The sequence below is a fragment of the Peribacillus saganii genome (assembly GCF_003429095.1).
GTDB lineage: Bacteria > Bacillota > Bacilli > Bacillales > DSM-1321 > Peribacillus > Peribacillus saganii.
Genome location: NZ_QVTE01000072.1, coordinates 1 through 5,987 on the forward strand (window position 1 = coordinate 1; position 5,987 = coordinate 5,987).

A 5,987-nucleotide genomic window follows, 5' to 3' on the forward strand; every position below is an offset into this window, starting at 1 on the left:
TAACAGGCCAAATAAAAAAATAACTGCAGGCAAACTCGATTTCATCGAGTTTGTCTACAGTCTGAGAGAGTGAATTATTTTTCACTCTCCTTTTGGATACTTATTTTCCATCTACAATGTCTTTAAAAATCTCATAAGAATGCTTTTGTTTTTCTTCGTCATAAATATAGGACACAGCCATGATTTCATCAACATTATACCTGTCCTGGAAAGCAGTCAGCTGTTTTTTAACTGACTCCTTGCTGCCCATCAAGGTTACACTGGACATTCCTTCAGCTGCTTCTTTTTCCATTGGGCTCCAAAGAGAATCAATATCTTCAATTGGAGGCATTAGTTTCATTTGCGACCCTCTTACTACATTGAGAAAGAATTGCTTCATCGTTGTGGATAAAAATTCTGCTTCTTTATCTGATTCAGCTGCAATTACATTCAAGCATATTATCATATATGGTTTATCCAAATACTTGGACGGCTTGAAGCGTGCACGGTATATCCGGATAGCCTCTTCCATATATCTTGGTGCAAAATGTGAAGCAAATACATATGGAAGGCCCATTTCAGCCGCTAAGTAAGCGGAATCCGTGGATGATCCCAGGATATAAATCGGGATATTTGTTTCCACACCAGGATAGGCTTTCACATAGCTTTGTTCCTCTAATGGACCAAAGTATGTAAGCAAAGACTGGACATCCTCCGGAAAAGTAAACACAGAATCATTTTTCGAGCGGCGAAGTGCGCTAGCTGTCATCATATCTGTACCAGGTGCCCTCCCAAGACCTAGGTCAACACGATCTGGATAAATGGCAGCCATGGTGCCAAATTGCTCCGCAACTACCAAAGGAGCATGGTTAGGGAGCATGATTCCGCCGGAGCCTACTCGAATTTTATGGGTATGTTCCAGTGTATGTTTGATTAAAATCGACGTGGCAGAACTTACCAGCGTCGGTGTATTATGATGCTCAGCAATCCAATAGCGTTTATACCCCAATTTCTCGGAAGCCTGTGCCAGGTCCACAAGATCTTCTATAGCCTGCTTGCTGTCCTTGCCCTCACGTATAGGAGCCAGATTTAAGACAGAAACAGGAATTTGTATATTAGTCATTTGAATTTCCCCTTACTGAAGAATTGATTTCTATTTTAACAACCGAAATAAATAAAACAAGTTTAATGCTTAGTATGGACAAATTCCCGCTCCTGATAGCCAAAAAAATACAGCAATTGATGACATTAAAATGAAACCTAGCATTGAGAATTAATATAGAAAGAAGCAATTTTTGGTAAAATTCCTAAAAATCCAGGAAGAAAAGAACCAAATATTGAGAACTATATCTGAAAAACTGGATAATCAACATAATTAGACGGGGAATCCCGTCTTATTTGGTGTCAGCGAAAGAGTTAAATATATGGGTCTGCCCTTGTAATTTACCCAACAATGTAACTTTGGTGTTCGTAATCCTCATAATTAGTTTTTCCCTTACCCCACTGTATAAGGAGTTTATAGGTAGGTATATGAACATACTTAATTTCATTTTTCACCTGAGGGAAAATTTACTAATCATAACAACTATTTATTCTATATCAATTTTTATTGGTCTCTAGCCTGGATCACCGGGCTTTTTATTTTGGTAAAATTTTTGTTTTAATATTATTTATATAGTATTCTTCTATAGTATTTAATTGATTGAAAAATGGAGAGAAAAAATGATTAGAACCTTTGCAGTTAATACAAAATTTGAGCTCATTACTACCCTCACGGTACCCGAGCTAATTCACGGAAATTACATTTGGTACTGGATCGATTTTGACCAGCCAAATAAAGATGAAGTTAAATTATTAGCCGACCCGCTTAATTTTCACCCTCTCGCCATAGAGGACTGTTTGCATTTCCTCCAAAGACCAAAATTAGATTACTATGATAACCACACATTTTTTGTAATCCAAGCTATTAACCCACTTAACTTTGACAAAGAGGAAGTTGATATATTTTTGGGTGAGAATTTCATTGTTACCTTTCATCACGAAGAATCAAAGGAAATAGATAAGGTTATGGAACGTCTTTCCGCTGCTTTCTCTATTGATAATTGGGATCCTACTAAAATTTTTCACTTTCTCATGGACAAGATTGTAGATAATTATTTTCCATTAGTAAATAGTATTGAAGACCATTTAATTAAAATAGATGAAAACTTTGAAAAGAAATCAATGGAAATACTGCTGAATGATTTATTTACCACAAGAAGACAGCTTCTTACAATAAGACAAGTGATTTCTCCCATGAGGGATCTTGTGTACCGGATGCTTAACTCTACTAGATTAACTAATATTGAAAGACAAAAAAAATACTTTGCCAATATCCATGATCATTTATTAAAGTTGAGTGAAATGGTTGAGGCAAGCAGGGAATTCACAACAGATATTCGTGACAGTTATATATCTTTAAATTCTCATCAAACAAATCGTGTTATGAGGGTATTGACTGTCATTACTACTATTTTTATGCCACTCACATTTATTGCTGGAATTTACGGCATGAATTTCGAATACATGCCTGAGTTAACTTGGAAGCATGGATACTTTGATGCGTTGACCCTTATGTTTTTAATTGGCGCGGGAATGTATATCTGGTTTAGGAAAAAGGGATGGTTTAAGTAAACAGCATCATCTATATTCTTTATTTTTTCAAGGTTTTACTCTATACCCTTCCCGGTTCAAATAGTTGTATACAACAGTAAGTGTTCAGAGTATGATGATTAATGTGCTCACCACTTTTAACTAAAGGAGTTGATTTTTTTGAGTAATGGAGCTTGCAGCGAACCTGAACCCAGTTCGACCAATGAGGAAGTCATTAAAGAACCAATCATTGAAAAATTGATTACAGATAAAAAATCAATTCTTGTGTGGCAGGGACATTTTTGATTTCCTCAATTGCTGAGGAGGATGAAAGAATGTTGAAAATCTATTCAACTACCGAAAATGGAATTCTTCAGGAAATTAATGAGGTTATGGATGGCTGCTGGGTTAATCTTGTATCGCCAACAGAACAAGAAATTAGTGACCTTGCAAATCAATTGCAGATCCCATTAGATTTTCTTAAAGACCCATTAGATGAAGAGGAACGTTCAAGGATCGAAAAAGACAATGACAATGTTTTAATTATTGTTAATATACCTGTAGTTTCAAAAGATGAAAACGAGATTCATATTTACGACACAATACCATTAGGTATCATTATAACGAAGAAATATTTTGTGACTATCTGCTTAAAAGATAATCCAATTTTCCATCTTTTTTCACAGAATAAAGTGAAACAGTTTTTCACTTATAAAAAAACGAGATTTTCATTACAAATACTGTATTTAATTGCCACATTCTTTCTGAAGTACCTAAAACAAATTAGTAAAAAAACAGACAAGATCGAAAAAGAGTTACATCAATCAATGAAAAATAAAGAACTTTTCTCGCTGCTAAATTTGGAGAAGAGTTTGGTTTATTTCACTACTTCTTTAAAATCTAATAATATTGTGATGCAAAAAATGCTGAAGAGCAATTACTTAAAAATGTTTGAAGATGACCAGGAATTATTAGAGGATGTAATTATTGAAAATCAGCAGGCAATTGAAATGGCTGAAACGCATTCCTCCATTTTGAGCGGGATGATGGACGCTTTTGCATCTGTCATTTCAAATAACGTTAATATCGTAATGAAGTTTCTGACATCCTTTACGATTATCTTAGCTCTGCCTACGATGGTTGCAAGTTTCTACGGAATGAACGTGGCGATTCCATTTCAGCAATATCCCCATGCGTTTTTTGTTGCCATGATCATTTCAGTCATTCTATCTGTCACAACTGCCATTATTTTTTGGAAGAAAAGATTCTTTTAAATAAACAAAAGCGCAAGAGCCTTGGCAGAGGAAGAACGGTTAAGTTCGCCACGTCCTCCCTTCTGACCCACGTGCTGTGGGCTTCCGTCAAGCATAAGCCAATCGAGGGGCTAAACGCTGGAGCTAGAGATAGACTCACTATTTTTGATATCCACAACTGAAGAATTTTATAAATTCCTAAACATGCATAAAAAGCCGCATGCATTCTTCTTCAGCGGCTTTTCCCTTTTGTTCTGCCAAAAATCGCACTAACTTTTATACATTCAAGAGTTTCCCCATACACTGCTCAATGTAAGGTACTATTCTAAATAAGGCCTTATCCTTCGTCTTTTTCGGATATTTTCTTCCCATCTTCTGTTTTAGGAACTCCATATTGCTCATTAATTTCTTTTGCCAGGTTATCTAAAAACTCTTTTGTTAAAAAGGGGACTTTGTCTTTTTGCATGTTATATCTCTCCTTTCCCCAACTGCCTGTTCCCAACTGTTTTCCTTTTCCATGTCAATATCCAGGTCGAAAAGAATTCATTGATCGAAACCGTCGGAATTTTCATATTTAACAGCTCTAATTCCTCCATACTTTCTGTCTTATAGCTGAAAGTGTGGAAAACAAGAGCTTTTTTGTATACAAGAATATTTATGGGAATAATGAAAACAAAGGAGGTTAGAGGAATTGTTTTTTCTATTAAATGCAATCGGAGTATTAGTTGTAATTGGTGTCGTTTATCTATGCTCACCTAATAAAAGAAACGTCAGATGGAAATTCATCTTGCTATTATTAGTGGTTGAATTTTTAATTACATGGTTTATGTTATCAACCCGAATAGGAACTTGGATCATTAATCAAATCGCATCCTTCTTTACATGGCTAATCTCATGTGCAAATGAAGGGATTTCTTTCGTCTTTCCTTCTGCTATGGCTAATGAACAAGTAGATTTCTTTTTTAGTGCCTTAATGCCTATCATTTTTATAATCACCTTCTTTGATATACTGACATACTTCGGTATACTAACCTGGATTATTGACAAAGTAGGCTGGATCATCGCAAAAGTGTCAGGCTTGCCAAAACTAGAAAGCTTCTTCTCCATTCAAATGATGTTCCTAGGAAACACGGAAGCACTTGCAGTACTTCGTCAGCAGCTCAGCGTCTTAAGCCAGCAGCGTTTGCTGACTTTCGGAATCATGAGTATGAGCAGTATAAGCGGGTCCATCATAGGGGCTTATTTATCAATGGTTCCGGCGACATATGTATTTGTAGCGATCCCGTTAAATTGTTTGAATGCGTTATTGATTGCAAACATGTTGAACCCTGTTGACGTCAGTAAAGAAGAAGATATCGTTTATGTCCCGGATAAAGGGCAGCGTAAGGATTTCTTTTCGACCATTTCGAACAGCATGCTGGTCGGTATTCGGATGGTTATTGTCATTGCGGCAATGGTGATTGGATACGTAGCTCTGACGGCAAGTTTAAATGGCATTTTGGGATTCTTTGTCGAGGGATTGACCGTTCAGAAAATTTTTTCCATTATTTTTAGCCCTTTTGCTTACTTGCTTGGTTTGTCTGGAAAGGATGCCATGTATGTGGCACAATTAATGGGAATAAAACTGGCTACAAATGAGTTTGTAGCCATGCTGGATTTAAAGGATAAAATTAGCAGCCTGGCTCCTCATACAGTTGCCGTTGCGGTGACCTTCCTAACATCATTCGCCAATTTTAGTACTGTTGGAATGATTTATGGAACATTCAATTCCGTCGTGGATGAGGAAAAGTCGCACATAATAGGAAGAAATGTCTGGAAGCTGCTGGTAAGTGGAATGGCTGTCTCCTTGTTAAGTGCAATGGTTGTCGGATTGTTCATTTGGTAATTAATTTAATAAATAATCATTCATTATTAAAGGGTTGCATTTGCAGCTCTTTTCTCTTGTATAAGTTTTTATTGTCCCTTTCCCCCCATAAAAATTGCCACAAAGTATTGATTGCTATAGCTGAAAAAAATTTAATCAGAACTACTGTTTGATTAATCAGTTGAAGTCGAATACATGTTCGTATAAAATGGTAATAAAGGAGCATTCCTGTTAGAAGGATTTTCGGGGACTTGAACAAA

6 protein-coding genes are annotated in these 5,987 nt (G+C 36.2%); 4 read left to right on the top strand and 2 right to left on the bottom strand.

The window, feature by feature from the left end; translation table 11 throughout:
* Window positions 1–100 precede the first annotated feature (100 nt).
* Window positions 101–1,102 (bottom strand): LLM class flavin-dependent oxidoreductase, encoded by a 1,002-nt coding sequence (locus tag D0469_RS20300; RefSeq protein ID WP_117328538.1) that lies wholly within the window; start codon window positions 1,100–1,102, stop codon window positions 101–103.
* A 599-nt stretch (window positions 1,103–1,701) separates the two neighbouring features.
* Between D0469_RS20300 and corA the strand changes: the two genes are divergently transcribed.
* From corA to D0469_RS20310, 3 genes are all read left to right on the top strand, one after another.
* Window positions 1,702–2,652 carry a magnesium/cobalt transporter CorA gene (corA, locus tag D0469_RS20305; protein ID WP_117328539.1) on the top strand — a complete coding sequence of 317 codons (951 nt, stop codon included), beginning with the start codon at window positions 1,702–1,704 and terminating at the stop codon, window positions 2,650–2,652.
* Between the two features lie 138 nt (window positions 2,653–2,790).
* The gene (locus D0469_RS21935) at window positions 2,791–2,916 is read left to right on the top strand and encodes a hypothetical protein (RefSeq protein WP_267897325.1); all 126 of its coding nucleotides are present in this window, start codon (window positions 2,791–2,793) and stop codon (window positions 2,914–2,916) included.
* A gap of 29 nt (window positions 2,917–2,945) precedes the next feature.
* Window positions 2,946–3,884, top strand: coding sequence for a magnesium transporter CorA family protein (locus D0469_RS20310; RefSeq protein WP_117328540.1), 939 nt, complete (start codon window positions 2,946–2,948; stop codon window positions 3,882–3,884).
* Between the two features lie 316 nt (window positions 3,885–4,200).
* On the opposite strand, the gene D0469_RS20315 is transcribed toward D0469_RS20310, so the two are convergent.
* Window positions 4,201–4,329, bottom strand: a complete 129-nt coding sequence (locus tag D0469_RS20315) for a hypothetical protein (protein WP_117328541.1) — start codon at window positions 4,327–4,329, stop codon at window positions 4,201–4,203.
* A 225-nt stretch (window positions 4,330–4,554) separates the two neighbouring features.
* Here D0469_RS20315 and D0469_RS20320 point away from each other — a divergent pair, with 225 nt between their 5' ends.
* Complete coding sequence (locus D0469_RS20320; RefSeq protein WP_117328542.1) at window positions 4,555–5,748, top strand: nucleoside transporter C-terminal domain-containing protein; 1,194 nt, start codon at window positions 4,555–4,557, stop codon at window positions 5,746–5,748.
* Window positions 5,749–5,987 lie beyond the last annotated feature (239 nt).

What these genes read in the sequence shown, in the direction of transcription:
- D0469_RS20310 (WP_117328540.1), top strand. Translation starts at nt 2,946, where the DNA reads ATGTTGAAAATCTATTCAACTACCGAAAATGGAATTCTTCAGGAAATT.
- D0469_RS20300 (WP_117328538.1), bottom strand. Translation starts at nt 1,102, where the DNA reads ATGACTAATATACAAATTCCTGTTTCTGTCTTAAATCTGGCTCCTATA.
- D0469_RS20315 (WP_117328541.1), bottom strand. Translation starts at nt 4,329, where the DNA reads ATGCAAAAAGACAAAGTCCCCTTTTTAACAAAAGAGTTTTTAGATAAC.
- corA (WP_117328539.1), top strand. Translation starts at nt 1,702, where the DNA reads ATGATTAGAACCTTTGCAGTTAATACAAAATTTGAGCTCATTACTACC.